General features: G+C 34.2%; 22 protein-coding genes. 17 read left to right on the top strand and 5 right to left on the bottom strand.

The annotated features are described in order from the left end of the window. Window positions 1-5: 5 nt before the first annotated feature. Both pfkA and FFWV33_RS12350 read right to left on the bottom strand, forming a co-directional pair. Entirely contained in the window at window positions 6-992 is a 987-nt protein-coding gene (pfkA, locus tag FFWV33_RS12355) for a 6-phosphofructokinase (protein WP_108741186.1), read from the bottom strand. Between the two features lie 253 nt (window positions 993-1,245). Further along, window positions 1,246-5,676, bottom strand: a complete 4,431-nt coding sequence (locus tag FFWV33_RS12350; RefSeq protein WP_108741185.1) for a translocation/assembly module TamB domain-containing protein — start codon at window positions 5,674-5,676, stop codon at window positions 1,246-1,248. 210 nt (window positions 5,677-5,886) lie between these two features. On the opposite strand from FFWV33_RS12350, the gene tsaD reads away from it, so the two are divergent. From tsaD to FFWV33_RS12320, 6 genes are read left to right on the top strand one after another with little or no spacing between them, the layout of a single operon-like run. Then, window positions 5,887-6,909 carry a tRNA (adenosine(37)-N6)-threonylcarbamoyltransferase complex transferase subunit TsaD gene (gene tsaD, locus FFWV33_RS12345; protein WP_108741184.1) on the top strand — a complete coding sequence of 341 codons (1,023 nt, stop codon included), beginning with the start codon at window positions 5,887-5,889 and terminating at the stop codon, window positions 6,907-6,909. 3 nt (window positions 6,910-6,912) lie between these two features. Further along, window positions 6,913-7,620, top strand: coding sequence for a 16S rRNA (uracil(1498)-N(3))-methyltransferase (locus FFWV33_RS12340; RefSeq protein WP_108741183.1), 708 nt, complete (start codon window positions 6,913-6,915; stop codon window positions 7,618-7,620). Window positions 7,621-7,658: 38 nt separating this feature from the next. Next, window positions 7,659-8,297 carry a DUF4159 domain-containing protein gene (locus FFWV33_RS12335; protein WP_108741182.1) on the top strand — a complete coding sequence of 213 codons (639 nt, stop codon included), beginning with the start codon at window positions 7,659-7,661 and terminating at the stop codon, window positions 8,295-8,297. Window positions 8,298-8,342: 45 nt separating this feature from the next. Continuing rightward, a complete protein-coding gene (locus FFWV33_RS12330; protein ID WP_108741181.1) occupies window positions 8,343-9,434 on the top strand; it encodes an AI-2E family transporter in 1,092 nt (363 codons plus the stop codon). A gap of 3 nt (window positions 9,435-9,437) precedes the next feature. Beyond that, complete coding sequence (locus FFWV33_RS12325) at window positions 9,438-10,619, top strand: THUMP-like domain-containing protein (protein ID WP_108741180.1); 1,182 nt, start codon at window positions 9,438-9,440, stop codon at window positions 10,617-10,619. Window positions 10,620-10,628: 9 nt separating this feature from the next. After that, window positions 10,629-11,195, top strand: a complete 567-nt coding sequence (locus FFWV33_RS12320) for a hypothetical protein (RefSeq protein WP_108741179.1) — start codon at window positions 10,629-10,631, stop codon at window positions 11,193-11,195. 81 nt (window positions 11,196-11,276) lie between these two features. Here the strand turns inward: FFWV33_RS12320 and FFWV33_RS12315 are convergent, their stop codons facing one another. Then, window positions 11,277-12,116, bottom strand: coding sequence for a hypothetical protein (locus FFWV33_RS12315; protein WP_108741178.1), 840 nt, complete (start codon window positions 12,114-12,116; stop codon window positions 11,277-11,279). 321 nt (window positions 12,117-12,437) lie between these two features. Between FFWV33_RS12315 and FFWV33_RS12310 the strand changes: the two genes are divergently transcribed. The 11 genes from FFWV33_RS12310 (at window position 12,438) to FFWV33_RS12260 (ending at window position 22,829) form a co-directional block, all read left to right on the top strand. Then, window positions 12,438-12,635 carry a hypothetical protein gene (locus FFWV33_RS12310; protein ID WP_108741177.1) on the top strand — a complete coding sequence of 66 codons (198 nt, stop codon included), beginning with the start codon at window positions 12,438-12,440 and terminating at the stop codon, window positions 12,633-12,635. Window positions 12,636-12,693: 58 nt separating this feature from the next. Then, window positions 12,694-14,409 carry a tetratricopeptide repeat-containing sensor histidine kinase gene (locus FFWV33_RS12305; protein WP_108741176.1) on the top strand — a complete coding sequence of 572 codons (1,716 nt, stop codon included), beginning with the start codon at window positions 12,694-12,696 and terminating at the stop codon, window positions 14,407-14,409. A 9-nt stretch (window positions 14,410-14,418) separates the two neighbouring features. Next, the gene (locus tag FFWV33_RS12300) at window positions 14,419-15,087 is read left to right on the top strand and encodes a DNA-binding transcriptional response regulator (RefSeq protein ID WP_108741175.1); all 669 of its coding nucleotides are present in this window, start codon (window positions 14,419-14,421) and stop codon (window positions 15,085-15,087) included. Between the two features lie 565 nt (window positions 15,088-15,652). Then, window positions 15,653-16,018, top strand: coding sequence for a DUF6567 family protein (locus FFWV33_RS12295; RefSeq protein ID WP_211316258.1), 366 nt, complete (start codon window positions 15,653-15,655; stop codon window positions 16,016-16,018). A gap of 149 nt (window positions 16,019-16,167) precedes the next feature. After that, window positions 16,168-16,692, top strand: a complete 525-nt coding sequence (locus FFWV33_RS12290; RefSeq protein ID WP_159086017.1) for a hypothetical protein — start codon at window positions 16,168-16,170, stop codon at window positions 16,690-16,692. Next, window positions 16,689-17,933 (top strand): DUF4407 domain-containing protein, encoded by a 1,245-nt coding sequence (locus FFWV33_RS12285; RefSeq protein ID WP_108741172.1) that lies wholly within the window; start codon window positions 16,689-16,691, stop codon window positions 17,931-17,933. Before FFWV33_RS12290 ends, FFWV33_RS12285 begins: the two co-directional genes overlap by 4 nt. Beyond that, a complete protein-coding gene (locus FFWV33_RS12280) occupies window positions 17,917-19,458 on the top strand; it encodes a DUF4407 domain-containing protein (RefSeq protein WP_108741171.1) in 1,542 nt (513 codons plus the stop codon). The genes FFWV33_RS12285 and FFWV33_RS12280 overlap by 17 nt, the downstream gene beginning before the upstream one ends. 13 nt (window positions 19,459-19,471) lie before the next feature. Beyond that, window positions 19,472-21,169 (top strand): hypothetical protein, encoded by a 1,698-nt coding sequence (locus tag FFWV33_RS12275; RefSeq protein ID WP_108741170.1) that lies wholly within the window; start codon window positions 19,472-19,474, stop codon window positions 21,167-21,169. A 1-nt stretch (window position 21,170) separates the two neighbouring features. Beyond that, window positions 21,171-21,674 (top strand): hypothetical protein, encoded by a 504-nt coding sequence (locus FFWV33_RS12270; RefSeq protein WP_108741169.1) that lies wholly within the window; start codon window positions 21,171-21,173, stop codon window positions 21,672-21,674. Between the two features lie 3 nt (window positions 21,675-21,677). After that, complete coding sequence (locus tag FFWV33_RS12265; RefSeq protein WP_108741168.1) at window positions 21,678-21,974, top strand: DUF6804 family protein; 297 nt, start codon at window positions 21,678-21,680, stop codon at window positions 21,972-21,974. Between the two features lie 117 nt (window positions 21,975-22,091). Further along, the gene (locus FFWV33_RS12260) at window positions 22,092-22,829 is read left to right on the top strand and encodes an endonuclease/exonuclease/phosphatase family protein (RefSeq protein WP_342748648.1); all 738 of its coding nucleotides are present in this window, start codon (window positions 22,092-22,094) and stop codon (window positions 22,827-22,829) included. 156 nt (window positions 22,830-22,985) lie between these two features. Here FFWV33_RS12260 and FFWV33_RS12255 read toward each other — a convergent pair whose 3' ends face one another. Next, window positions 22,986-23,651, bottom strand: a complete 666-nt coding sequence (locus FFWV33_RS12255; RefSeq protein WP_170111549.1) for a M15 family metallopeptidase — start codon at window positions 23,649-23,651, stop codon at window positions 22,986-22,988. Window positions 23,652-23,765: 114 nt separating this feature from the next. Then, window positions 23,766-26,297 (bottom strand): glycoside hydrolase family 2 protein, encoded by a 2,532-nt coding sequence (locus tag FFWV33_RS12250; protein ID WP_108741165.1) that lies wholly within the window; start codon window positions 26,295-26,297, stop codon window positions 23,766-23,768. Window positions 26,298-26,668: the final 371 nt, after the last annotated feature.

Raw genomic sequence — 26,668 nt, 5'->3', positions numbered from 1 at the left:
TTTTATTATGTTGTGATAATATCAGATACACGCAACAATTCTTTGTCGATTTCTGATTTTCCTTTTATCGCTTGCGCTAAAGGTGTTAGGTTTACTTTATCATTACTTAAACCCACCATAAAGTTAGATACACCGTCTAACAAAGATTCTACTGCTTTTACACCCAAACGACTTGCAAGTACTCTATCAAAACAAGAAGGAGCACCACCACGTTGCATGTGACCTAAAACAGAAACTCGTACATCATACTCAGGTAAATTAGCTTCAACGTAGTCTTTTAATTCGAAAACATTTTTACCAATTTTATCTCCTTCTGCAATTACTACGATACTTGATGATTTACCAGATGCTTTACTTTTTTTCAATGAATCAAGTAATCTATCCAATCCTAAGTCTGCTTCTGGAATAAGAATTTCTTCTGCTCCAGCACCAATACCAGCATTTAAAGCGATATGTCCTGCATCTCTTCCCATAACTTCAACAAAGAACAATCGGTTATGTGAACTAGCAGTATCTCTAATTTTATCAATTACTTCCACTACAGTGTTCAAGGCCGTATCGTATCCAAGTGTATGGCTTGTACCGTAAATATCATTATCAATCGTACCAGGGATTCCCATTACAGGAAAATTGTATTCTGAGTTAAAAAGCAAACCTCCTGTAAAAGTACCGTCTCCACCAATAACTACTAAAGCATCAATGTTAGCTTTCACTAAATTATCGTATGCTTTCTTCCTTCCTTCAGGAGTTCTAAATTCAGCTGAACGTGCCGATTTTAAAATTGTTCCTCCTTTATTAATTATATTGTTTACGGAACGAGGTCCCATTTCTTCAAAATCTCCTTCAATCATACCTTGATATCCTCTATAAATACCAATGCATTCAATATTATGATAGGCACAAGTTCTAACTACTGAACGAATAGCTGCATTCATCCCAGGAGAATCTCCCCCAGAAGTCAATACCCCTATCTTTTTAATCTTTTGTGTCATTATTTTCAGTTTGTTTTTAGTTTAAGACGTAAAATTAAGAAACATATCTCACTTATCCTTAGAACCCAAATGCTAATTTACTCACCCTCAACAAATTCAAACGTTTTCGTTAATAAGTTTTCGAAAATTCAATTAAAAATCAATTTTATTAACTAAAATTTAAAATTTCGAATAAATAATAACAATAACTTAAAAACCTGTCGGAAAAAAAATTACTATTTTTTTTTTACTTCAACAAGGGTAAGGTGGTAAACTATTCTTCTTCGGGAACAAGTCCTTCTCTATTTGGGTCTGTTTTTACAGACTTCGGCTCCTTTGGTTTGTTAAAATTAAAGTACTCTGGAGCCAAATTAGAATCTTGAAATTGATCGATATACTGTATCGCCTTTTTCGTCTTTTGGTTATTAAATATTTTATCTACTAATTCTTTAAACGTGTCAAAATCGACCTCGTACGTAAGACCCGCACCTTGCGTGTATCCAATTCCTTGCCCGATATAATTCACATCATTCTCTCTATTGAAAATTCGCAAACTCAATGTTCCATCTTCGTTCACACGATACTGTACCTCTAAATCGCCTACAACAGCCGACTCATTAATTCCTCCAAAAGGAACCCCTACTTTACCATTAATAGTAAAACGCTCGTTTATCTTGGACGAAATCGTCGCTACTACTCTACCGTCGGTTTCTTTTCCTAAGCGCTTGTCTGCGGCTGTGTACAAGAAACCTACTTTGAATTTATCATTATCACTTTTTATAATTCCACCCAACAAACTAGAAGCCGTTTCAAACAAACTTCCAGAGAAATCGGATTGACTTACCCCTTCTGAACTCAAGAATCCACCTGAAGAAAGTAAGTATAGTGCTTGTGTTTGGCGAACATCTTTATCATATAACTTATATTGTATCTCCGATTTTAAAACATTGGTCACCGTAGGGAACTCAATATTAAAATCTGGCTCAGGGCTACTCAAATCTCCTTTGATACCAATGACTACGTTTACAGGCACTTTTCGGTTAAAAGATGAATTCTCCAACAAAACTGCAGGATTAGCAATAGTTTTGTACACGGCTTCCAAATTCAATTGGGCACGCATAGGATTCCCTTCCCAAGAAATCGAACCTCCTTTTCTAACATCAAATTTCTTATCAATTAGACCACCATATTTAAAGTTGTATGATCCTTCATACGCCTGGAAATCTCCCCACATATTGAATTTACCAAGTGTATTAATTTTAAATAATAACGATCCAAAACCTTTCCCTTTCATCCCATGACCCGAATTTCGATCCAAAATCACTTCTACTTCGGCATCAGGTGTGATATCCAAATCAAATTCTAACTCTAAGCCTTTATAATTTCTAGAATTGTCAACAATTCCTTTTTTAATATTACTTTTTTCTTTGGCTGTAATAAAATGTAGCAAACTATTTTCGCCTACACTTTCAGCTTGATTAATCGGAATTTTCAAGGCCGAACCTTTTTCCGATTTTGCATTTACCTTTATAAACAAACCATTTGTAGGTCCTGTAATCGACGCATTTCCATCAATAAAAGCGGTACCATAATAAGCAGCATCTTCGCTATCCTTGGTATTTAACACCAATAATCGATTGGAACTAATATCGAGATTTAACTTCCAGTCCATGAATTTATTATGCTCAATACTACCGCGCAACATTCCTTTTGTTTTGAATTCGGAATCAGTAAGCACGTTATTTCTAAATAAAAATTGCTCGTCACGCAGGTCTACAATAGATCCGTTATCCAAGGCATAATCAACATTTAGGTACGGCACCGTCATACCAGCATCATCAACAAACAAGCGTCCGCTAATTTTAGGTTGATTAATCGTTCCTCCAACATGTGAGTTACCTGTTATAAATCCTCGAATATTAGATAAAACCTCACCTCCCAAAGGATTAAAAAGGGCTAAATTGAACTTATCTAGTTTTAGATCTAAGTCCAATGCCGCCTCTTTACCGATGATTGTAAAACTTCCTTGTGCCTTGAGCGATTCTAAATTTTTATTATCTAAAAACGAATCGATAGTGAATTTCTCCAGATTTTGATCCCCTTCAATGTCAAAACGTAGGTCTCCCAAATCAGTTTTATTAATATTCAAACCTATAATCTCCAAAGAAGCGGTGGGTTTGTAGACTGTATTATTCTGAAAAAAGTTGACGGACCCATTCAGATTTCCGTTAAAAACAAATTTATTGTCCTCAGGTGTGACTTTAAACAAGTCGACATCTTTGAAGGTTAATTTAAGATCTTTGTTTGTTGTACCTCCAATCTTTCCTTTCAACTCAATTTCTTGGTCCTGATGTGACATTATGATGTCATCAATGGTAAAATTTTTCAGTAACTTATCGAATAATATTTGATTGTTCGGCGCATCTTTCTCATTCAAGTACCAAAGGTTATCTTTGAATTTCATCTCAGATTTACTAACACCCACAACATTCAGGTTGTCCTTATTAATAGTATGGTACAAGTTCAAATTAAAATAATCTTCCCCTTTCGGCCCACCTTTAAATTCAGATCTAAAAAACAAGGTATCTTTTATAGTTACATTGATCAAGCTAAAATCACGAATCTTATAAAACTTAGTCTTTATGCTATCCAATTCTACATAGGCATTGTACAAAGGATTTTTGTTGTCAACCGAAACCCTAATATTGTCGAAGGTATTGGATGCAGCAATAATTTGTGGCGATTTGAAATTTAGTTTAAAATCTTGCGTATCCGATTTGATATTCCCTTTCATGACCGTATTGGTACCGATGGAAATATCGGGGTAGAAAATTTCGATGATTTTATTATAAATCGTAAAATCAAATTTCAAGAACTGTCCTTTGTTTACTTTCTCAGGTTTAAAATTGGTATACAAACTACCCAATGAATTTCGAACTAAAATCCCTAATTCTTTAAACTTAAATTTCCCTACAATCTCACCTTGCACAATATCTGGAGAGTTCAACGTTATGGTTCGAATTTTATCTGCATCAAAAATAGAATTGATCGAAAAATCATCAAAAGCATACGTATCCTTACTGTTTTGATAAGATGTATTGGTGATATAGATATTCCCTTGTAAATTTTCAATCGAATTTCCATCCACCTGCACCACGACATCTCCTCTAAAATTGGAAGTAAGTTCGTTTACAAATTTTAATTTATGAAAATCGGCTTTTCGAACATTAACATGAAAATCATATTTATCTTGTTTCTTACTCAAATCAACCGAACCATCAAAGTCCATATTAAGATTTGGGTCGTCAATATTTACTTTTCCGCGGTAAAACGGAGGCCTGAAGTTTCCGTTTAAAGAAACATTGCTGTAATTGTAATTGTTATAATTAATCTTGGAAACTACCCCTTTGATACCCGTATCCAAATATTTCTCTGAAAATCCAATACCGTCGATTTCAACATCCATTGTTACTTTTCCTAGACTTTTTTCGCCAAGTAGAATCCCTACGTTAAAATCTTTGGTCAAGACATTACCATAATAGGAAGCTTCATCAATTATATCAATCTGATTAAGGCTAAGATCGGCTTGCACAAGACCAATATCTGTAATCATCGAAAAATCGGCATCAAGATCCGTTGCGCTCCATTGAATATCTCCTTTTAGAGAGAAATCACCCACTCGTTTTAATTCTGCTGGCAATTTTTTTCCCAATACAGACGGAATCAATTTTACTAAATGATCATAGGAACTTGCCAATTTGGTCACATCAGCATCCATCAAAAAGCGCTGTTGCTTATTACCCCAAATGTTTTTGAAATTTATGGTTCCAATCAAAGTTGTTCCGTCGGCATTGGATAAGCCAATGTGATTTAATGTCAAATTATTTAAGGTACCGTTGATACCAGTAGTCAAATTGAAGATTAAATTTTTACCTAAATCGGAATAGAAAGGTCGAATATCTGTCGAAGAAAGTTTTGACGGATAAATAATCCCCGTGAATTTTACCTTATTATTGAAATCGGCAAAATCGGTGATTTTATAGTCCAAAGTAATATCCGCTTTGATCATGGACTCTTTGGTCTGTATATCCAGATTTTTAAGCTGAATTTGCTTTTTGGTATAACTAAAAACCGTGTTTAGTTCAGACACATACAAACCACGGTGATCGTGGAAAGACATTTTTTTGATAATTGTGTTCACATCAGGACCGTAAAGCTTGAAGTCTTTCAACCTAGCATTTAACTTGGTCCAATCAAGATCTTTGGGAACCACTCGATTTTCGTCTGTCAAAATAAAATGGCTGTTTACAATCTCGGCATCTGTGGTGGTGAATAGTGTATGCTTGCCACTAGAAGGTTTACCATCATCAAATCTATTTATAAAAACATCAATATTTGTTTCTTTCTCTCCTTTATAGGTTTTCAAATTAAACAATAGGTTTTCAAGACGGATGCCGCCAAACATTAAATCACCTTCTGTTAATTTTTTTAGGTCTAATATGTTGGTGTTTAGAATTTGACTATATATTAAGGTATCCTTATGATGATCTCGTATTAGGACATCATTCAGCTTTACGCCACCAAACACATTAATTTTGGCTTTTGACATCGAAATATCGACACCAAAATCCTTGTTTAAGGTTTGTGTAACATATTTGGCAATTTTGGTCTGCACAAATGAAGTCGAAAGTGCAATTGCAAGCAATAATAAAAGGACAATTAATCCAAAGATAGTGCCTGAAAATATTTTTATAAACTTTTTAATTTTCTTGTTTTTTATTTTTTTCTAAAAAATGGATATTGCACGGGGAAAGCATCACTCCTTTCACAAAAATTCTTTAATTTTGGCTGCGCCGTAAAATTAAAGAATTTAAATTTCGGTTCGTCAAATATAATTCAAAATTTGTGCCTTTTTATGCAAAATTCCGAGGTTTTTATTCTTGCCATCGAAAGTTCATGTGACGATACAGCCGCTGCTGTGTTGCAAAACGACAAAGTACTATCAAATGTTGTAGCCAACCAGCTTATACATACGCAATATGGAGGTGTTGTACCCGAGCTTGCCTCACGTGCGCACCAGCAGAATATTGTTCCTGTAATTGATGCTGCTTTAAAGAAAGCCAACATTCAAAAGGAACAATTAAGCGCAATTGCCTTCACCCAAGGACCTGGATTGATGGGTTCTTTATTGGTAGGTAGTTCTTTTGCGAAATCTATGGCTATTGCTTTGAACATTCCGTTGATCGCTGTGAATCATATGCATGCTCATATTCTTGCTCATTTTATAGATGAAGAAGGCTTTGAAAAACCCGAATTTCCATTTTTAGCCTTGACCATCAGTGGTGGACATACGCAAATTGTGCGTGTGGATGGATTTTTTGATATGACTATTATTGGTGAAACAACCGATGATGCCGTGGGTGAAGCCTTTGATAAATCAGCCAAAATTCTTGGTTTGCCTTATCCTGGTGGACCATTGGTGGATAAAAATGCACAAACAGGAAATCCGTTGGCATTTAAATTCACCAAGCCAAAAGTGGCGGGATTGGATTTTAGCTTTTCAGGTTTAAAGACCGCTATTCTTTATTTTATACAAAAGAAAAAACTAGAGAACGAAAATTTTGTTTCTGAAAATATGAACGATATTTGCGCCTCTATACAATATACTATTATCGAAATCTTGATGGACAAATTAAAGTTGGCTGTCAAAGAAACCGGAATCAACCGCATTGCCATAGGTGGCGGTGTATCTGCCAATTCCGGAATTCGAAAAACCTTGAAAGAAGGCGAGCAAAAATACGGCTGGAAAACCTATATTCCAAAATTTGAATACACCACCGATAACGCAGCGATGATTGGCATCGTAGGATATCAAAAGTTTTTAAACAAAAAATTTGAAACTGCAACTGTAGTTTCAAAAGCACGAATTCAATTCTAAATTATGCAATTATTTTACAATAGTGACCTTACTCAAACGACCGAGAACTTTTCTTTCGATAAAGAAGAAAGCCGCCATATCATTAAAGTACTTCGCAAACGCGATGGCGATGTATTACAGGTGACAAATGGTAAAGGACTCTTATTCGAAACCAAAATAACCCTAGCTTCTGATAGTAAATGTACGGTTGAGATTGTGTCTTGTACCCACAAAGCACCTTCGCCATACCAATTGCACCTTGCAGTGGCACCGACCAAAATGAACGATCGATTTGAATGGTTTTTGGAAAAAGCTACAGAGATTGGAATTCATGAAATCACGCCTATACTTTGCGATCGATCAGAACGAAAAGTGGTCAATATAGAGCGTTACGAAAAAATCATACTTTCGGCATTGAAGCAATCGAATGAGTTGTATTTACCGAAACTGAATCCAGCAATTACTTTTAAGGAATTTGTTGCGCAGGAAAAACGAAACGGTTTGCAGTTAATCGCTCACTGTGAAGAAACGGATAAAAAAACACTCAAATCGGTTTTGAAACCCAATGAAGATGTAACCGTACTTATTGGCCCAGAAGGTGATTTTTCAGATAAAGAAATTGCATTGGCTTTAGAAAATGATTTTCAAGCAGTATCGCTTGGTAACACTCGCCTACGCACAGAGACTGCTGCTATGGTAGCTTGTCATAGTGTTGCCTTTTTTAACGAATAATAAAACTATATTGCTTTTCACTTAATTGCGGGTATTTGATGAAAAAAATTATTTTTGGTTTGCTATTCCTTTCTTTGACTAGTTACAGTCAAGAAGTTGCTTTGTTGAAATACAGTGGCGGCGGTGATTGGTACGCAAATCCAACCTCATTACCCAATTTGATTCGGTTTTGCAATACCAACATCAATACTACTTTCAAACTAAAACCTGCAACGGTTGAACCTGGGAGTCCCAATTTATTTAGTTATCCGTTTGTGCATTTAACGGGGCACGGAAATGTGGTTTTTAATGACTCTGAGGTGAAAAATCTTCAAGATTATTTAAATTCAGGTGGCTTTTTGCACATTGATGATAATTATGGATTGGATCAATATATTCGAAAAGAAATCAAAAAAATATTTCCGAATAACCCATTAGTTGAACTTCCGGCCACACACCCTATTTTTCAAAAGCCCTACTCGTTCCCCAACGGCTTGCCCAAAATTCACGAGCATGATGGCAAGCGTCCGCAGGCTTTTGGCATTTTTGTCAAAAATCGTTTGGTACTCTTATACACCTACGAATGTGATCTTGGTGACGGATGGGAAAATGCAGAAGTGAATAACGACCCCATCGCAGTGCGAGAGAAAGCACTGAAAATGGGAGCCAACATCATCTCTTATATTTTTAATAATTAACAACAACGGCTTTACTCCTTATATAGAACTAATAAATCGCCTCTTATGATTACGTCCAAAATCATTGCCAACGGAATACTACGCGCTATTGCTTATTTTTTGGCAATTGGCTTGTTTCTGTATTTTTTATATCAAATTCAGACTGTTATAATTTACCTGCTTATTTCGTTAATTTTATGTTTGGTAACGAATCCTTTTGTTTCATTCTTAAAAAAGAGACTCAAGTTCAATAACACCATGGCTACTGTGACGACTTTGGTAGTACTTATTTCGCTACTCGTTGGTTTTGTACTTTTGTTTGTGCCCTTAATCATTTCGCAAGCGGAGAATTTGTCCTTGTTGGATACCGATTCCTTGCAAAAGCAATTTTTGGTAATTGAAAAAAATATCGAAAACTACTTTAATGTCAACCACATTAACTTGGAACAAATTTTAAAGGAATCAAATTTATCTTCAAAAATAAATTACAACTATTTTACCGATTTTATAAACTCCATCTTGAACCTTATTGCCGGTTTTGGAATGGGATTGGGATCTGTCTTGTTCATTACCTTTTTCTTTTTGAAAGATCAATTGCTGTTTAAAGAAAAAGCAAAAATGATTCTACCTGATGCTACTGAAGATAAAATTCTGAATTCTATCGACAAAATTAATATTTTATTGTCCCGCTATTTTGTAGGATTGATGATTCAGCTTACGGTAGTTTTTATTCTGTACTTCATCGTTTTATTGATATTTCACGCAGAAAATGCTTTTGTTATAGCGTTTTTGTGCGCCTTGTTAAACATTATCCCATACATTGGACCATTAATCGGAATGATATTAGCAGCGATATTGACTTTGATTGGTGGCATAGGTACCGACTTTAGTACCGAAGTTTTGCCAACGACAATTTATATTATGATTGGTTTTATGATTGTTCAAGTTATAGACAATAACATCTTTCAACCCATCATTTTCTCCAAAAGTGTGAATTCACATCCCTTAGAGATCTTTTTAGTGATCTTAATTAGTGGTGTTACTTTTGGCGTGTTTGGGATGGTTGTGGCTATTCCGCTTTTTACTATTCTAAAAGTAGTTTTGAAAGAATTCTTTCCTACGAACAAAATCGTATCTGTTTTAACCGAAAATATTTAGTAATTGGAATCCCCTATTTTAGCACCAACTGTTCAAGATTTTATAACTAAAAATATTGGTGTCTCTTTATCGAAATTGGCTTTGCAAAAAAATCCTTTCTTGGATATAGAATGGCTTGCTGTTTTGAAACAAATTGAAGCCAAAACCAAAGCAAAAGACAAACTACCGCTCTGGTTTGCTACTGAGAACATTATCTATCCTAGCAAAATTTCGGTCGAACAAACCTCTTCTGAAAAAACAGCTCAATACAAATCAACTTTGGTATCTGGAGATAGTCTAATCGACTTGACGGGTGGTTTTGGAGTAGATGATTTTTATTTTTCGAAAGTAATAAAACAAGTAGCACATTGCGAGATCAATCCGGAGCTATCTGCCATTGTTGAGCATAATTTGCAGCAATTAAAAGTAACAAACATCAGTTGTCATCTGGGTGATAGTAAGCAAACATTGATCGAATGCAACTCGCAATGGGACTGGATGTACATCGATCCTTCACGCAGAAATGATGCGAAAGGCAAAGTGTTTTTATTGGAAGACTGCCTGCCAAATGTCCCGGAAAACTTGAATTTTTATTTTGGCTATTCGAATAAAATTCTAATAAAAACAGCCCCATTACTCGACTTGAGTTCTGGTTTAAGTGAATTGAAAAATGTAAAAACCATTCACATTATAGCTTTAGAAAATGAAGTAAAAGAGTTGTTATGGGAAATACACAAAGACTACCAAGGTGCTATTTCGATTCAAACAGTCAATTTGGTCAAAGACAAGATTGAAAAATTTGAATTCGTTTATAATGAAAATGAAAACCTTCCAAATTTTGGTACACCAAAAAGATACGTTTACGAGCCCAACAGCGCCATCATGAAATCGGGAGGATTTGACGAGGTGGCATTGCAATTCAACCTTGACAAACTGCATAAACATTCTCATTTGTACACCTCTGATTCGGTAATTGATTTTCCGGGTCGCTCCTTTGAAGTTACTAAGGTAATTGGATACACCAAAAACGAAATGAAAGCCGTGTTTAGCGGTATAAAAACCAATATAACCACTCGAAATTTTCCAGAATCCGTGGAAAACATTCGAAAAAAATGGAAAATAAAAGAGGGTGGCAACACTTACTGTTTTTTTACTACGAATGAAAAAAATGAAAAAATAGTCTTAATTTGCACCAAAATAGCCTAAAAATAAATCATGAAAAAAATTCTAACAAGCTTCTTCTTATTTGCAACAGTTGCTTTATTTGCCCAAAAAGACTGTGACTATAGCATCAATGTTAACGATTCACTTGGGATTTACAAAGTTACCAATGAGTATTTAATGTCTGAAAAAATATTTGCTGGTAAGTCAGAATATATATTTTTCTCCTTGGTCACAGATAATGGTCTACCAGCGCTTACAGTTAATTTGATTCAAAAAAGTAAAGCCTTTTTGTCTGCAAATTGTTTTGACAAAAACTCAAAACTGTATCTACAATTGCAAAACGGAAAAGTAATCACGATGGTGCATCAAGATAAAGAAAGCTGTGGAAGCTTGATCAGAGATCCAAACGGATTCGACAATAGAGTAACCATTGGTACCTTCTTGTTTGTAAAAGGAACCATGGAAGAATTAAAAAGTTCCCCAATCAATTTAATGCGAATCAAATATTTGACCACCATTGAAGATTATGTAGTCAAAAAAGAAATCACCTCGGAGATGAATCAAAAAGTGTATCAACCGGAGACCTTTTTCATGGATTATTTACAGTGCATTCAATAATTTTCTTTTTCGAAAAAAAACAAAATACAATCCTATCAAGCACCCACCAAAAGCAATTATAAGCTTTAGTGGGTGCTTTTTTTATTTTACGTATTTATCAATCATGTACTGAGTGATGGGTCTAAGCGGTTTATCATTCTCTGGATGGAACCCTCCATTATTAAAAAACTCCACCACCTTCCCTTTCTTACAATACCAAACAATTGCTTTGTGATCCCTAAAAAATGTGGTTGTATCGCATACCTTAATTTTCTTTAAACCAAAAATATTCTTGTTCAAAGGTGATTTTGAACTGGCTCTTACCAATCCAAAAGCCGAATTATCTTCGCAATCTACCTGCTCATAATGATCGCCTTGCCACTGCATACAAGCGTCTTTCGAGAAATAAAAAAAAGCAACACTACAAACAACTACACTCACTATCACAATTGGTATAATGGATTTGTAATTCCATTTATTTCCGCCGTTGCGTACCACCAGATCCAGATCGACTGAATTTTTTTCAGGTTCGAATGATACGCTGCTTGCGCTCTTCTGTTCATTCAACACTATGGCTACTTCGTGTTTTTTTACAAATTTCGAAAAAGGGCGAACTTCATAACCAACCAAAATTGCGGCCATATTTATAGCTGCAAGATCACTTAAATTGGTCTCTCTCTTGAAAAATGTTTCTAGAGGTCTAAATTTATCCGTTACGACCTTCAACTTATTACCATGTTCCAGGCTGAAGTCAAAACCACAAAAAGTTTTGAAACTGGCCAGATCATCTGGATGCGAATGCTCTTTAAACAATTCGAAACACAAATTTCTCAATTTAGCTCTTGATGGATCCCATAAAAATTGGTTCCACCGACCCTTTTTTCCCAGGTCGTATTGGGCCAAGATTGCGCTTTTGTAATCTTCGATATCATTGTTGTTCATAAGCAAACGGAATTATACGGAATAGGAAGGAATTCTAGGAATCATCGGAATTCCAGTCGATTATACCACCAAAGCTGCCCTTCCTTTGCATCAGAAAACGGTGCACTGCTGTGACGCGACGCTAGCAAATGTACAAAACAAGTTCTAAAAACAGCTACTGCTACAAAACCGATTTGGATGTCTGGGAAGTTCAACCAAGTCCTTTTGTGGCTCTTTAGCAAACTTCCCACCACAGGTAAGCAACCTTAAAATGGCCTTCAAAAATTTCGATCCAACGATTCGAACAGGCCAATCCATGTCTAATTTTTAATATCAAACCTTATGAAAAATGCAATTATTGTAGCCTTATTAGCTTTTACAGGAGTAACAAATGCGCAACATGTGTACAGCAACAACAGCGATTTACCAACACCAAAAGACATCGATGTTTTGCTTGAAAAAGCACAAAAAAACCAACTTTGTTCCTATTATATTCAAGGTCCTGGAGATGACGACATTGACATAAAGCGTAGAGAATAATGAGATAATGCCACTTATTTTCTAAAATTATTATTATTTTCGGGGAAAGTTTACCCAAATGCAACGATCCCCGATTATATTTTATTTCTTCCTTATATTGTTTGCTGTTTCTTGCCAAAAAGAGACCCAAAAACAAGAAAAAGATTCCAACATTACAATTGATCAAAAAACAGCGAACGACCTCAGTTCGACTGCCGATACATTATTTGATGCCGCTAAATACGACAATGCGTATCGAAAATACAATGCTGCCAACTTGCTTTTTAAAGTTCAAAAAGACAGTAACAACTTGACATACAATCTAATTAAAATGGCTAAAATTCAGCAAATTGTGGGCGATTATGCTGGTTCTGAAGAAACGTTGATAGAGGCGATTCCGTATGCTGTTTCCAAGCCCGAGTACAAACTCGCTATCCAAAATCTACTCGGAATCAACTCCAAAGAGCAGAAAAATTATGAAGATGCCATTGGCTACTACAATTACATTTTGGAAACCGTTGCTACTCCCAAATTGAAATTTACACCCATCAATAATATCGCCACCGTTTATATCGAGCAAGCACGCTATCCAGAAGCTATTGCACTACTTGAGCCGGCTCTAAAAATGCCAGAATTGGATAGTTTGCCGCACAAAAAAGTAATTTTAATGGACAATCTTGGCTATGCACAAGCCAAAAATGGTGCTCCAAAAATTGGATTACCTTTGATGGAAGAAGCACTGGTCTTACGTAAACAAGCCCATAATTTGTATGGTTGTATAGAAAGTTACAGCCATCTAGCCGATTTTTACAAAAGTATCAACATCCAAAAATCGCTCTCGTACGCACAACTCGCACTACACAATGCCAAGGAAACCAATAGTGTCGACGAGCAATTGCAAGCACTCTCGTTCCTGATGCGCAATACTGCGACGAACAGCACCAATACGTATGCGCAAGAATTTGTAGTACTTGATGACAGCATCAAAAAAGTGCGTAACAATGCCAAAAATCAATTTGCAAAAATAAAATACGATGCCACAAAAGCCAATTTAGAAAATATAGAATTAAAAGAAAAACAGACTGCAAATGCTTTGGAGATACAAACGGAACGAAACAAATCGTACTTCTTTGGCTTTGGTATTCTCTTCCTCCTCCTTGCCATTGCATTTTTGATTCATTATTTTAAGAATAAGAACGCCAAAGAACTGTTGCAAGCTAGTTACATTACCGAAACCCGAATTTCAAAACAACTGCATGATGAACTTGCAAATGATGTGTATTATGCCATGACTTTTGCTCAAAATCAGGACTTGCAAAATCCCACAAAAATGGAAACGCTAGTCGATAATTTGGACCAAATTTATAAACGTACCCGAAATATTTCGAAAGAGAATAATGTGGTGGATACGGGTGAACATTTCGAATTGAACCTCAAGCAAATGTTGAGTAGTTATAAGTCAAATACTGTTGAAGTAATCCTAAAAACAGAAAATAGCATTGATTGGAGCGCTGTAGATGACCATAAAAAGATTGCAATTCAAAGAGTTTTACAAGAATTAATGGTAAATATGCAAAAATATAGCAAAGCTAATTTTGTCATCATCGGATTTAATTCTGAGGAAAAACGCCTGCTTATCACCTATTCTGACAATGGAATAGGATGCTCTCAAAAATTAATTTTGAAAAATGGACTCCAAAATGCGGAAAACCGTATTCATGGTATTAAAGGACTACTTACTTTTGACACACAAACCCATAAAGGATTTAAAGCAAAAATTATAATTCCAAAATAGTACCGTTTTATGTTTACAAAAGTTTTAATTGCAGATGATATTGATTTTAATGATGTAGGAGCCGCCAAAATTTTAAAAGAATTGGAGGTTGCTGAAGTACAGTACACCAAATACTGTGACGACGCCCTACTAAAAATTAAAAAGGCAGCACAAGATGATGCTCCTTATCAATTATTGATTTCAGACTTATCGTTTAAGTCGGATCACCATGTAAATATTTTGAACTCTGGTCAAGAATTGATACATGCAGTAAAAGCGTTATTTCCTGAAATTAAGGTTATCGCCTTCTCTATTGAAGATCGCGCGCACAAAATCAAGGAACTCTTTGAAGACATTGGTATCGATGGTTACGTATTAAAAGGCCGTCAGACGATGCAAGATTTAAAAGTAGCGGTTCAAAAAGCATATAGAAACGAAAGTGAAAACATCTCCGCCGAGTTACTGCCTATTCTACAAGATAAAACTACAAGCGAAATCAATCAATACGATCTTGTTTTACTGAAAAAATTATCAATCGGAATTACTCAAGATGCTATGGAGGCGATTTTTAAACAAGAAGGAATCACTCCCAACAGCAAAAGCTCTATCGAAAAACACATTAACAAACTGAAAATATATTTTAAAGCCAAAAATGTGACGCACCTTGTATCTATTGCCAAAGATCTTGGCGTAATTTAAGCATTTATCATTTTTAATAAAGCTTCCGATTGGAGGCTTTTTTTTTGTTTAAAAAAAATCTAAAAAATAATAGCCTAACTACGGTTTACCGTAAGGAAAGTCGTAAATATCATTTTACTTTTGCTAAAAAAAATAGTAGTGAGCTGTTTGCAAACTACGCTAATAACAATTTTAAACCATAAGTAAAATGATCCGATTGACTCGCACACTAATTCTTAGCATGCTCCTCATTTTTACCATCGTCCTCACGCAATGCGAAGGTCCAGACACCAACCAAGGTGCTACGGAGCGCTCCTACTTTCCGCCTCCGCCACCCATGCGCTAGTACGCGACCCTAATTTTGCCTCAAATTTTATACAACCTGCCTGCTTATTTGGCTTAAAAAAGCTTTCGCAAGGAGGCTTTTTTGTTTTTTATAAAATTTATTTTGCCCGATTGTGGTTTCCCGTAAGGTAATGAAGTTTTATGGGTGTAGGTTTGGGCAGTGATTGAACCATAACAAAAAAATTGGGGAGGTATCCGAAAATCCAAAAGAGTAGGTAAAAAAAATTAATAAATATTTCGCATGAAGAAAATTTTATGTTTACTGTCAATGAGTTTAGTTTTAACAATTACAAGTTGTGGAGGAAGTGCATCAGTAATGGGTAATTCAAATAGTAATCAAACTAATGTAGAACTATCTAAGAAAAATTTCAATGTTATCGGAACGGCTTCTGGTGTTTCTACAAATACTTACATCTTCGGAATTGGAGGTTCATCAAACAGAGCATTATTGGAGAAAGCTAAAAGTGAAATGATGAAAAATGCAAATTTAACTGGACCAAAAGCAATTGTAAATGTTACTTATGACAAACACTTCAATGGATTTTTTCCTTTCTATTCTCAGGTTACTGTAACTGCATCAGCAAATATTGTTGAGTTTACAGAATAATTTTAAAATTCTGTGTGGACGTCAAAATCTACACAGATTTTTTTTTTATAAAATTGAAAAGTTAAATATTATTTTATCTTTTAATTATCACAAATAAACTTACTTTTATCATAAGGAATAAACATATCCGTTAATTAAAATTGTACATTTTGAAATCAAATTTGATAACAACACTTTTTCAGAAATTACACTTTATAAAAGTAGTGGCTGGACGATTTTTTAAAATATTGTTTAGAAAGCATAAAAAAATTGAATTACTTCAATTAGAGTATGATAGAAACCCAATATTTCAGAATGGCTATTTAATTATTAACTACAGATTTAAAAATGCTATTTATTACGGTTTTAATCATAATAAGACATTAGAGAAGCAGATAAAAATATTTGATCTAACAAATATTGAACATGAATTTAATTTAATAGTTTATGGATTCTTTCAGAAAAAAGAATACCAAATTAAAATTGAACCTCAATTAAACTTCAAATCACAGAATTTTAAAACAAAATTCAAAAACCTTGCTACGCAATTGGAGTTCCAGCAAATTGAAAACATCAATATTCCATCACTAAATATTAAGCAAAAAAAACAAAGCATATTATTACCAAAAATTAAAGTTAGAAACCATCCAATAATATTTAAAAGCAATTCTTTTAACCAAAACGATTTTATATGAAAAGAGATTATTATGAATTACCGGAGTCTGGACAAATTATGCGCTTATTATGGAAATGCGCTGGTGGTGACCGATATTTATTAGAAAGAGCAACCTATTCTGATCAAATAAAATACATGTGTTTGGGGGGAATTGTATTTGCTACAGGAGCTTTAGCAGGCATCGCAGGTGGATATGCATTCTATACAATTTTTGAACCTAGAGGTTCTGCTATAGAAAATCCGATAGATTTACAAACTGTATTTATATCAATCCTTTTTGGTATTATCTGGGGGTTAATGATTTACAATATTGATCGTTTTATTGTGACAAGCACAGGGAAGGGAGATGGTACTGAAGCTATAACTATAGGCGAATTAAAAAGTGCCCTACCCAGAATTATAATGGGGATGATTATCGCTATGACAATATCTAAACCCGTTGAAATCAGAATGTTTAAAACTGAAATTGATATAAAGCTTCGAGAGAAACAACTAGAACAACAAGCTGAATATCAATCTAAGGTAGACAAGACATATGCAGATAGAGAAAAATTACTAATCGCAGATTTTGGAAAAATTTCAGAACAAAGAAATTCTTTGAATCAAAGAATTAAAATCGCTGAACAAGCCTATACTGATAATTTAATGGGTAAAGCCGTAGGTATCGTAGGCGGGAACGGACCATTGTCAAAAGCTTTAAAGTCTCAATTAGATGATTTAACTAATCAACTGGCAACTTTTGATAATCAAAATGGTAAGGATTTAGCAGAGCTAAATAAGAGGAAGGACGAATTAAGAAATGAAAAAGAAAGAGCTAGAGCGGATAATACAAAAATAGCTAATGGTTTAGATGGTCTTCTTGAACGTATTAAAATTGCGCATGAGGTTGCAGGTTTTTGGATTTCATTATTCATTACATTATTATTCATGGCAATAGAACTTACTCCTATCTTCTTCAAATTAATGTTAACTAAAACTACCTATGATTATCTAGCTGAAAATCGTGACGAATTAATTAAAGCAGAGTATGGAATAGAAGTCAAATATGATTATTATAAAGATAAGCAAGGAGTTGAACGTCATTTAACTATTAACCATGAAGCTGAAAAAATAATTTTTGAGAAAATAAAAGTGACAGAAATTCAAAGAGAGTTGACGCTTTATGCAATCAATAAATATAAGGAAAGGGAACAGAAAAAAATAGATGATAATTTAGATGATTATATTAATTCAATAAATCCACATGAACAAAGCAGTTAATCAGTTAAGGCTTTTCTTATGTACTTGCTCGGGAGAAGATGATTTTATAATTCGAAAATGTAGTAATGCAATTCAACTACGTTTTGCCTTAATTGGTTTTTTTGTCCTATTTATTTTCTTCTGTTGTTTCTTAAGTGCCACATTTTTCACCTATTCCTTATTTCAAGGAACAAAATGGGTTAGTATTCCTATGGGTATAATTTGGGGCTCAATAATTACTAATATTTATCTGCTTTTACTTTACACCATTTCTCCAAAATTGTTACCCGTTGCTTTTAAAAGTAAAAATGGTAGAACTATGAATTCAGGAGTAAAGAATGAAAAACATCGTTTTATCACTAGTTCAATGCTATTTAGGTTAGCTCTAATGAGTCTTTTAGCAATAATAATTGCTCAACCACTGAATGTCGTTTTACTATCAAAAACTGTTCAAAGTAGTATTGAAAAACATAAAATAATTGAAAAGATTAAAATGTTTACTACTGCGAATAAAACATCTATTGAAAATGAAATTATATTTTACAAGGAATTTAATGAAAAAATAAAATATCAATTAAATGAAGTAGACTCGATAAATGTATCACATCAGATTTCTTTTCTCAACACTAAAGTCTCCAATGACAAGAAATTTCTAAAGGAATCAAGTACTCTACTTGATAGTTTAAAAAAAATGGAAGAGTCTATTTTTTTAGATAAAAAAAATAAAGCAAAGCGAGAAGAAATAATTGATCAACTGAATCAATTATACAATGATGAGGTAGTAAGTGACAATCAATTCATAATAGATATAGAAGCAATAATAATTACAAACCTAAAAATTTCAAGCTCCTTTAATATATATAAAAAAAATTTAATCAACACCATAAATTCCAAAACTGAAAATTCTATTGCTTTAAACAATTTACTTAACAAAAGTAATTTTTATATCAAAACGATCCAATTACTTTTAGATGAAAACCTTTTGTCTTGGTTAAGTACACTAGCAGTCTGCTTAGTTTTTATTTTACCAATATATTTTAAATTTAGGGTTAGGAATATATCTGAGAGCTTTTTTGATAAGGATTATAAAAACAATCCTGATATGCAACGCTTACGCACAGAAATTGTGAGTGCAAATAATTTTCATTGGTTAGAAAATAAAATAAAAAAAATTAGTATCGAAGATTTAAGAACCTCTGATTATTATTTCAAAAAAATGATTATTGAATACCGTATAATATTAGACGAGTACGAAGTATCAAAAAAAAATCAGTCTCAAATACTAACAAAAAAAAATGCTGACCTTAACAAAAGTTCCTTAGATCGTATTAACCCTGTTCTAAAAAGATTGCAAAAATATAATCCAGATCTATTTAATAAATTACATGAAGAAATTCAGGAAGAGTTTAAAAATGAGTTGATTTTGAAATATGAGTATTGGATTGATTCCCCTTTTAGAACAAAAAAAGGAAATCCTAAATCCATCAAAAATAATGAGGCAGATTTATTACAATTACTTTATTCGGATAACGATTCATTAAAGTAAAACAAAACATCTTATGGATAAAATTATTAACATCATATCTGAAGATTCTTTTACTGGAGCGGATGGTAAGGAGTATATTAGAGTAATCTCTGAGATAAAAACTCAGAGAAAAACCTATGTACGAGGCATTCTTACTGGAAAGTACAGAGGGAATCAAATAAATGAAGGAGAGTTTTATAATGAATTTGATTTTGAAATATATGAAGCTTCCGTTAATTGTACTTTTCCTCAGGATTTTCAAAAAAACAAAATATTTTCGGTCCCAAGCAACAATATTTTCCCAGTTGAAAAACTACCCACAACACTATTAGTTCAGCTTATAACACAAAATACTAGTTTCGGAATAAATATTATAGAACCCATAGTTTATGATTTCAAAACCATCCGAAAGTTACATCAAACAGAAGGAGAAGAAGTGTTTGGTTCTTTTACATCTGGAATTACAGGTTATATCTTAGATTATGAGCGGGAAGAAGTAATACATATAAATGGACCAATAGTTGAATCAAATTATACAACAACAATTCAGAATGATAATATCCAAACATTTGAATCAAGTGGTATAAAAACCGGAAAATTTATCAGGAAAGATAATTATATCAAATTTGAATTTTACAGTAAGCAACCTCCTTCCACGATTTGGGGTGAATGGATCTATCAATCTAAACCAAAAATATCTAGTAACACATCTGGTTGTTGGTCAGTTATACCAGGGTTTATTGCCGTAATACTAGGGTTTTTATTTATTATAGCAATTTTACCAAGCATGCTGTATATATTTCCAATTGGTATAGCTATATTTTTAATTAATATTTTAGCTCCTTATTTGAAATGGTTTTTCAGAGTAATCGGTATTCTATTGCTATTACTTTTTATTGGTTCCTTAGGACGCTCATTGGTCCATAGTTCAAGAAATTTTAATCCCAAACCAATAATAGTTGATAGCCAGAATGAACAAAATTCTGACACATTAGCATTTAATGAAACTGAAGTTATAGAAAACAATAGAAATTTAAGTGAAAAATTAATTAAAAGATATAGAATATGGAAGGACTATGAGAATAATCAGTATGAAGGATATTACACTCTTGTAGAAAAGGACATATATGAATCAAAAAAATTTAAAAACGATTTACATTTACGTCTAAACTCCGTAAGTACTTACGATCAAATCATCTATAATATTAAAGAAAATGACAAATATAAACTACAAGGACTTTATCATTTATTTGATAGTATTAACTCAAAAAATCAACTGTCAAGAATAAAATTTGCAGAAATGATAGTATCATTTGTTCAAGATATCCCATATGCTATTATTTTAGACAACGATTGTAATCCAAATTTATACGATGACAGATTTACTCACAATTATCTACTGCAACCGGATGCTATTTGTGACGGCTATCAAAAATTTGGTATTAATACTCCCGTTGAATTCTTAGCGAATTTGAAGGGGGATTGCGATTCAAGAACTATATTACTTTACACCATATTCTCGCATTATGATTACGATGTTGCAATACTGAGTAGTGAATTTTACAGTCATTCAATATTAGGAATAAATCTTCCAATCAATGGACTATCATATGTTTACAGAAGTCAAAATTATATATTATGGGAAACAACAGCGCCAAATTGTAAGCCAGGTATAATATCAAACCAAATGTCTAATTTAAATAATTGGAGAATCTCCTTAAAATCAAAATAAAATGGATCAACAAAGTATTTTTTTTACCGTATTAGTTGCTATAGTATCATTTCCGTTAATGCTATTAGCAATAAAATTTCAATCAAAAAAGATTAATATAAAAGTAGAAGAGAAAATTTCGACTTCGTTTACTATATGGTTTTCATCATTCTTTATTTCCTTTACATTATTCTTAAAAATCGCACTACAGGAAATTGAAAATACAATTGAAATTATTATTTATTCCAGAACAATTAGTAATACTTTCTTTGAAGTGATGCAAAAGATATCCATTAATATTGGTTTTACCTTTTTAGCTACTTTCTTTGTCTACTATATAATCAATACAGTGACCAAATTATTTTTAGGTGACAGAAAAAATCATATTGAAATGGATAATAATAATATTACTTATTTCGTAATTAAAGGATTAGTATTTGTGCTTTTTACTTTTGCTATACTTCCATTCTTTGAACATTTTCTACAATGGTTTGCACCTATTGTCAACACTCCATTTTATCATTAACTTATGAATAAATCCACTCTAAAACTCACCCTCGCCATCCTCCTACTAGCCTGCCTCCTACCCTTGCCTTACGGTTATTTTCAACTTGTTCGGTTTTTGGGTATGGCAGGATTTGGGTATTTGGCAATATTGGCATCGGGTGAGGAAAAGAAGAATGAAGTAATTATTTATATTGCTTTGGCGTTACTTTTTCAACCGTTTTTCAAACTTGCACTGGGGAGAACGATTTGGAATATAGTCGATGTTATCATTGCACTTGGTTTATTAGGGTCTATTGCCTTATCTTCGAAAAAACAATAAGCAGCACTACAAATGTATATTACAAAAAATCGATTCTTTTCTTTTAAACTACATTTTCTATTCCTCTTTATTTTTGTGTGGGTACAGTTTGGTAGGGTTTGCGCCCAAACCAAAATAGTGTCTTGGAACATCGAAAATTTAGGCAAGTCCAAGTCAGATAGCGAAATCGAATTTATGGCCAATACCCTTCGAGATTTTGATGTGGTGGCGCTTCAGGAAGTCGTTGCGGGCTATGGCGGGTCACAGGCAGTTGCAAGGCTTGCAGATGTACTCAACCGTAAGGGAAGCCGCTGGGATTATGTTGTGAGCGAGCCTACAACGAGTAGCGCCTACAAAACGGAACGCTATGCTTTTTTGTGGAAAACGGCCAAAATTAAAAAAATTGGTACTGCTTGGCTCGAAAAAAAATACAATTTGGAGATTGATCGTGAGCCGTTTTATTGCACTTTTGAAGCGGATCATAAAAGCTTTACTTTGGTTAATTTTCACGCAATTACCAAAAGCAAACAACCGGAAACGGAAATCAAATATTTCAAGTTTTTACCAGCACAATATCCGACACTGAATTTAATTTTTACCGGAGACTTTAATTGCCCGCAGTCGCATACGGTTTTCAATCCGTTGCGAAAAATGGGTTATTTACCTGTTTTCACGAATCAAAAGACTTCTTTGAAGAGAGATTGTGTGCTGGAGGAATGCTTAGCATCTGAGTTTGATAATATCTTTTACAATTCGAACAAAGTTGTGGTGAAAAATGCTGGTGTCCTTTTGTTCTACCAAAAATTTTCTTCATTGCAGGAGGCGCATTCGATTTCGGACCATATTCCTATTTGGGCTGAGATAGTGGTGAATTAATAAAGCTTCAATAATTTTAGAAGTTACGTGGAGGATAGAAGTGAATTTCCTTTTCTGGGGCTTATTCTACGTGAAAAAAGAGTATAACGTCCTGAAACTTCAGAATTCAGCAAGGCACACCCAAATCATCTTTATTATAGTTGATGCACTTGAAAACTACTCTCCATCGCAATCCCATTTTTCGTTAGAAACTTTGTCGGTCAAAGCAGCTTTTAAATTATAATGCCACCATTCAGAATCAAAGGAATTGAAGTATTTACGGGTCATTATCGATTTAAGTAAGGCTCTATTTTTCTTGACTTCATCAGATACTTTCAGGTATTTATGACTGGCTTCGGGGCCAAAAAAGTCGAATTTTGTTCCCATCTCCAACTCTTTCCCGTTGGCATCTACCAATGTTATGTCTACTGCTCCACCTCTATTGTGTATCGAACCCTTGGCTGGATTAGCGACATAATTGGGATTAGGCACAATGGCCCACATTTTTTTTTGAATATCTAGTGGTCGATAGCAGTCAAATAACTCAATGCGATACCCTTTCTTCATGAATTCTTTGTTGACTAAAACCAACGCTTTTACTGTTTTTAATCGCAGATAGCATTCGGCACAATCGTACACTTGCGCTTTCAAAAAGTTATCATCGGTGGCATATTTCATATTGTACACAAAGTCGGAACTATAGTCTCTTAACTTTACAAAAGTTGTATCTGTCTCCTGTGGCAATGGATTGAGGCTCTTAACCGTGAGCGGCAAGGTCGCTTGACAAGAGAAAAAAAAGGATAGCGAAATCATCACCACTATAAAACTGCAAATTCTAGGCATACTGTCTATTTTGCTCTAAAAATAAGAAATTATAGTCCAACCTTAACTATCGTAAACCAAAAAAGAGGTTTCACTTTGCAGCGAAACCTCTTTCTAATTTGTTAGAAAAGATGTTTAGAATCCTTTTGCCTTTGGAGTTTGCGTCCCACTTTCATAACGGATAGTGTTGTCGCTGTCCAATTCTTTGAAATAATGGTAATAAGAACCATAACCTCCATTTTTATTTTCTAAATCCAAACGCTCCTGTTTCCATTCTTTAAAACGTTTTGAAGCGGCTGCCTGATCTCCAATCAAAAAGAAATAATCATTCTTTGAAATGACGTTTCCGCCTTTATCCGTAAGTTCTAAATTTACATAAAACTTAGATTTTACAGTTTTCAACACTTTTTCATCAATTGCAAAAAATGATTTAGCACTATTTTCATCAATTGCATTCACAGCAAAATTTTTGTTTAGTACGATATTCCCCGAATCATCTTTTACTTCAAATTTCACTTTACAATCTTTATATGATTTATAAAAATCATTGATAATCCAAATATTTCCTTTAAAAGCTTCGTTGTTTGACCAACGACGTTTGGTAAATTCAAAATTAACCAACAGTGGCTGATATGCTTTTTGAACAAAGTAATATGAGTTTTTGGGTTTTCGATAATTGTCTACGATAGCCCATTTCATGTCTGGTCCATAGGTAATGTAGTGGCACAATGCAATTCCGCTCAAGCTAGGCTTATCACGACGGAAATGTTCGATTCCGTTCTGGAAAATAATTCCTTGTGCATCTTGGGTTGCGTTAACAAATTCTTCAAGAGAGCCTTTCATTTCACTACCAAAAACATCCCAGTTTTGCATGCGCAGGCGTGTCAAATCGGCCCAGTGATGCCCCCAACTCAATCCTGGAGGCCACATTTCGTTCTCAGGAATAAATTTCTTCAAACTCTCTACAGATGGTACCGAAGTAATGGCAAATTCTGGAACGATTGGGAAACCATTGGCTTTTGTCTGCAACCAATCTTCGTGCAACCATTCGCCCATATCATAAAAATACCTCAAGGCATGAATTGCTTCTTTCGGTTTAAAGCCAGCTGCTTGCCCAACTGGATCGGTCATTGGAGAATCTGGTACAAAAGGCAGATCTACATTTGCTTGTAACGAGTCACCAAGACGCTCCAAAAATTCACGTCCAAATTTGGGGTCACGAGTTCTAAACATCATTTCTTCTCCACCTTCCATCATAATCAACGATGGATGGTTTCTTCTATCTACTACTACCTTAACTCCTTCGTTAAAAATTTCTACTAAATTTTTCTCATCAGACGGAATGTTTCCTGTTCCCAACGGAATTATATCTTGCCAAACCGTCATTCCCATCTCGTCGCAATATTGGTAGAATTCTGGTACTTCGGGAGGGTGCCATCCAAAAATACGAATGTTGTTCATATTCATTTCTTTGGCCAAACGAATCAATTCTTTATAATCTTCCTTTATTGTGCGTCCTACAAAAATATTTGGTGGTCCACCCCAACATGCAGAACGGATAAAGTGGAATTTTCCATTAATATAGGTCGAACGTGGAAAAGTCACATCAACATCCTTTTTGAAACCTGGATTCCATTTTGAGGTTACTTCACGTATACCAAAAGTGGTTTCTTTTACATCTTGATTAATGCTGCCGTCTTTGATCGAAATCTTGGATTGATACAAATTTTGATCTCCTAGATCCCAAGGCCACCATAATTTTGGGTCTTTGATATGAACGTTCTGACTCAATTTATGAACACCAGGAGCAACCATTTTTTTAAAGTCGAAACGCATTTCGTCCATCTTGAAGTTTTTCCCTTTCAGAGATCCTTCAAAGGTCATTTCTTTGGTTTGGCTGGTTTTATTCTCCACTGTAAGTTCCATATTTACGTCGGCCGAACCATTTTTATTCAATTTTGTATGTGCATATACATCTGTAAAACGCACCTTACCCGTACGCACCATATTGACCGGTCCAACGATTCCGATAGGTGTAATATCTCGCCAGTAGTCACCAAACCAAGGCGTTTTTTTACCTGCTACAAATGCATTTACCTGCGGTGGCGTATCAAGTTTTACCACAAGCATGTTACGACCTTTTAGAAAATCCCATTTGTGAATACGCAAATAGTCGTTTACATTGAAAGAAAAACGAGAAAAAACACCTTCATGTTTTCCTAAGTAATGCCCGTTTAACCAAACTTCGCAACCATAATCTACACTTTCAAAAACTATATCAACCAATTGGTTTTCTATCCCTTCGGTTACACTAAATTGTAAAGCATACCACCATTCATACTGCTGTACCCATTGCGCTTTGACACTATTTCGACCAAAGTGGGGATCATCAATGATTCCTGCCTTCCATAAATCGGTATACACATCTCCTGGCACTCTGGCATTATTCCATACGAGAGTTTCAATATCCTCAGCTGGTAATTTATATAGCCCCTTCTTTACTCCTTCCCCAGGCAGCATCATCTTGAACCTCCATCTCATTCCGTTCAAATCGGTAATCTGCTCATTTGTTTTCTCCAAAGAGAGAGTTGTATTTGGCTGGGCTACAGCAAGAGTAACAGAGCCAACTGCCAAAAAAAAGGCAAAAAGCTTCTTGAAATTTTTCATAGAATCTGGTTTTAGTTATTTATAATTCAAATCTACAAAAAATATTTATATTTGAATATAAGTTTTACATATAAATTCTATTTAAAAAATTAAATGCTACTTCTATAGTACTATCCAACAGTTCTCTTATATTTTAATAGAAAGAAATGCTCTACTTTTCGAATAAAACACAAGACCTGATATAGAAACCACTGATAACCGGCATTCGCCTAAATACTATTTAAACTATAATTAAACGCGTAAATTTATACCTATAACTTTTTTATCGAATGCAAAGACCAAGACGAATTCGAGCACTAATAGTATGCGCTTATTACCGATGGTGGTAAAGAAAGTAAATGTGATTGTGCGAAGATTGTTTCGGAATTTCG

This window comes from Flavobacterium faecale, assembly GCF_003076455.1.
Taxonomy (GTDB): Bacteria; Bacteroidota; Bacteroidia; order Flavobacteriales; family Flavobacteriaceae; genus Flavobacterium; species Flavobacterium faecale.
This window is presented reverse-complemented; position numbering and strand designations above follow the sequence as displayed.

Excerpts from the sequence above, each read along its gene's own strand:
- FFWV33_RS12310 (WP_108741177.1), top strand. The coding sequence starts at position 12,438 with ATGAAAAATGCAATTATTGTAGCCTTATTAGCTTTTACAGGAGTAACA.
- FFWV33_RS12315 (WP_108741178.1), bottom strand. The coding sequence starts at position 12,116 with ATGAACAACAATGATATCGAAGATTACAAAAGCGCAATCTTGGCCCAA.
- FFWV33_RS12255 (WP_170111549.1), bottom strand. The coding sequence starts at position 23,651 with ATGCCTAGAATTTGCAGTTTTATAGTGGTGATGATTTCGCTATCCTTT.
- FFWV33_RS12270 (WP_108741169.1), top strand. The coding sequence starts at position 21,171 with ATGGATCAACAAAGTATTTTTTTTACCGTATTAGTTGCTATAGTATCA.
- FFWV33_RS12335 (WP_108741182.1), top strand. The coding sequence starts at position 7,659 with ATGAAAAAAATTATTTTTGGTTTGCTATTCCTTTCTTTGACTAGTTAC.
- tsaD (WP_108741184.1), top strand. The coding sequence starts at position 5,887 with ATGCAAAATTCCGAGGTTTTTATTCTTGCCATCGAAAGTTCATGTGAC.
- FFWV33_RS12295 (WP_211316258.1), top strand. The coding sequence starts at position 15,653 with ATGAAGAAAATTTTATGTTTACTGTCAATGAGTTTAGTTTTAACAATT.
- FFWV33_RS12330 (WP_108741181.1), top strand. The coding sequence starts at position 8,343 with ATGATTACGTCCAAAATCATTGCCAACGGAATACTACGCGCTATTGCT.
- FFWV33_RS12300 (WP_108741175.1), top strand. The coding sequence starts at position 14,419 with ATGTTTACAAAAGTTTTAATTGCAGATGATATTGATTTTAATGATGTA.
- FFWV33_RS12320 (WP_108741179.1), top strand. The coding sequence starts at position 10,629 with ATGAAAAAAATTCTAACAAGCTTCTTCTTATTTGCAACAGTTGCTTTA.
- FFWV33_RS12340 (WP_108741183.1), top strand. The coding sequence starts at position 6,913 with ATGCAATTATTTTACAATAGTGACCTTACTCAAACGACCGAGAACTTT.
- FFWV33_RS12280 (WP_108741171.1), top strand. The coding sequence starts at position 17,917 with ATGAACAAAGCAGTTAATCAGTTAAGGCTTTTCTTATGTACTTGCTCG.
- FFWV33_RS12275 (WP_108741170.1), top strand. The coding sequence starts at position 19,472 with ATGGATAAAATTATTAACATCATATCTGAAGATTCTTTTACTGGAGCG.
- FFWV33_RS12305 (WP_108741176.1), top strand. The coding sequence starts at position 12,694 with ATGCAACGATCCCCGATTATATTTTATTTCTTCCTTATATTGTTTGCT.
- pfkA (WP_108741186.1), bottom strand. The coding sequence starts at position 992 with ATGACACAAAAGATTAAAAAGATAGGGGTATTGACTTCTGGGGGAGAT.
- FFWV33_RS12265 (WP_108741168.1), top strand. The coding sequence starts at position 21,678 with ATGAATAAATCCACTCTAAAACTCACCCTCGCCATCCTCCTACTAGCC.
- FFWV33_RS12285 (WP_108741172.1), top strand. The coding sequence starts at position 16,689 with ATGAAAAGAGATTATTATGAATTACCGGAGTCTGGACAAATTATGCGC.
- FFWV33_RS12250 (WP_108741165.1), bottom strand. The coding sequence starts at position 26,297 with ATGAAAAATTTCAAGAAGCTTTTTGCCTTTTTTTTGGCAGTTGGCTCT.